This window comes from Streptomyces sp. bgisy130 (assembly GCF_057708345.1).
In genome coordinates this window covers 1-1,661 of record NZ_JBYISA010000103.1, presented here as the reverse complement: position 1 = coordinate 1,661, position 1,661 = coordinate 1, and the positions used below count along the sequence as shown (strand labels likewise).

Annotated in this window: 2 protein-coding genes and 1 pseudogene; 1 reads left to right on the top strand and 2 read right to left on the bottom strand. The window is 67.8% G+C overall.

Annotated elements, in window-relative coordinates:
• Positions 1-715: radical SAM protein (locus AC3EUV_RS38290; protein WP_435604891.1), on the top strand; the 715-nt coding region annotated here is incomplete at its 5' end.
• A 288-nt stretch (positions 716-1,003) separates the two neighbouring features.
• On the opposite strand, the gene AC3EUV_RS38285 is transcribed toward AC3EUV_RS38290, so the two are convergent.
• Both AC3EUV_RS38285 and AC3EUV_RS38280 read right to left on the bottom strand, forming a co-directional pair.
• Positions 1,004-1,309 carry a ferredoxin gene (locus tag AC3EUV_RS38285; RefSeq protein ID WP_432146322.1) on the bottom strand — a complete coding sequence of 102 codons (306 nt, stop codon included), beginning with the start codon at positions 1,307-1,309 and terminating at the stop codon, positions 1,004-1,006.
• A 72-nt stretch (positions 1,310-1,381) separates the two neighbouring features.
• A pseudogene (locus AC3EUV_RS38280) lies at positions 1,382-1,661 on the bottom strand (aminofutalosine synthase MqnE); the annotation flags it as partial.

Sequence of the window (1,661 nt, the reverse complement as noted above, 5' to 3'; positions counted from 1 at the left end):
CATCCAGCGCATCCACGCCGCCGGCCTGGACTCCTTCGCGGGTGCCGGCGCCGAGCTGCTGCCGGCGCGCCCCCGTAAGGCCATCGCCCCGCTGAAGGAGTCCGGTGAGCGCTGGTTGGAGATCATGGAGGCGGCCCATGGGCTGGGCGTGGAGTCGACCTCCACGATGCTGATGGGCACCGGCGAGACCAACGCCGAGCGGATCGAGCACATCCGCATGATCCGAGACGTCCAGGACCGCTCCAAGGGCTTCCGGGCGTTCATCCCGTATACCTACCAGCCGGAGAACAACCACCTGAAGGGGCAGACCCAGGCGACGGTCTTCGAGTATCTGCGCATGCTCGCCATTGCGCGGATCTTCCTGGACAACGTCCCGCACATCCAGGGGTCGTGGCTGACCACGGGTAAGGAGGCCGGACAGCTCTCCCTGCACTACGGCGCCGACGACCTCGGCTCGGTGATGCTGGAGGAGAACGTGGTCTCCTCAGCCGGCGCCAAGCACCGCTCGGACCGTATGGAGCTGCTACAGCTGATCCGGTCGGCCGAACGGGTCCCGGCGCAGCGCGACACGACCTACCAGCACCTGGTCGTGCACGACGACCCGGCCAACGACCCGGTCGACGACCATGTCGTCTCCCACTTGTCCTCCACAGCCCTGGACGGCCTGGACGACGCGAGGAGTCATCCCGAGCTGAAGGTGATCGGGGCGAGCTGACCGGCTCAGCTTTCCTCGCCACTCGCCCGTAGCCCCCTCTGACGCGGTGACCGGATCACTCGGCTGATCCGGTCACCGCCGTGCTGTGCGCAGGCTGCGGCCGACCCTTGCCATCGGAGCGCCGCGTCAGAGCGGCAGACCGGACACCCCGGCGGCGCGGCCCACGCCGAAGGGCAACCCACCCCGGCCGACCGGACCCATGCCGACAGGCCGGCTCCCGAAAACACCTTCCGGGAACCAGCCTGTTCGCTGCGTGTCCTGCGTGTCCTGCGGGCCCGCCGGCCCTGGTCAGGCCGACTCGGCCTCCGGCCCGTAGACCTCCACCGCGTCCTTGATGCGCCGTACGTGAATGCACTCGCCCGGACAGTCCTTGGCCGAGTCCGCGACATCCCGGATCAGATCCAGGGGCAGCGGCACGGTGGCCCGGGGCTCCTGGCGCAACTCGTCGTTCTCATCCTTCACATAGGCGAGACCGTCGATGTCCAGCTCGAAGACCTCCGGCACGTACTCCACGCAGATGCCGTCTCCGGTGCACAGTTCCTGGTCGATCCAGACCTCGAGTTCGTCGTCGTTCACGTTCGCGTTGGTGGACATACCGCCTGCCTGCCGATCGTGGTCTTGGTCTTGGTCTTGGTCTGTGGTTTCGGGCGCTGGGGCCGGCGGGCCTCAGACGCGCATGGGCTGCGGGGATTCGCGGCGGTCCGGGTCGGGGCCCGGGTACTCGCGGATGGTCTCGTAGCGGGTGTTGCGCTCGACGGGGCGGAAGCCGGCGTCCCGGATCAGTTCGAGAATGTCCTCGCGGGTCAGCTTGTCCGGTGTGCCGAAGTCATCCGCGTCATGCGTGATCTTGTACTCGACCACCGAGCCGTCCATATCGTCCGCACCGTGGTTCAGGGCCAGTTGGGCCGTGGACACCCCGTGCATGACCCAGAAGACCTTGACATGG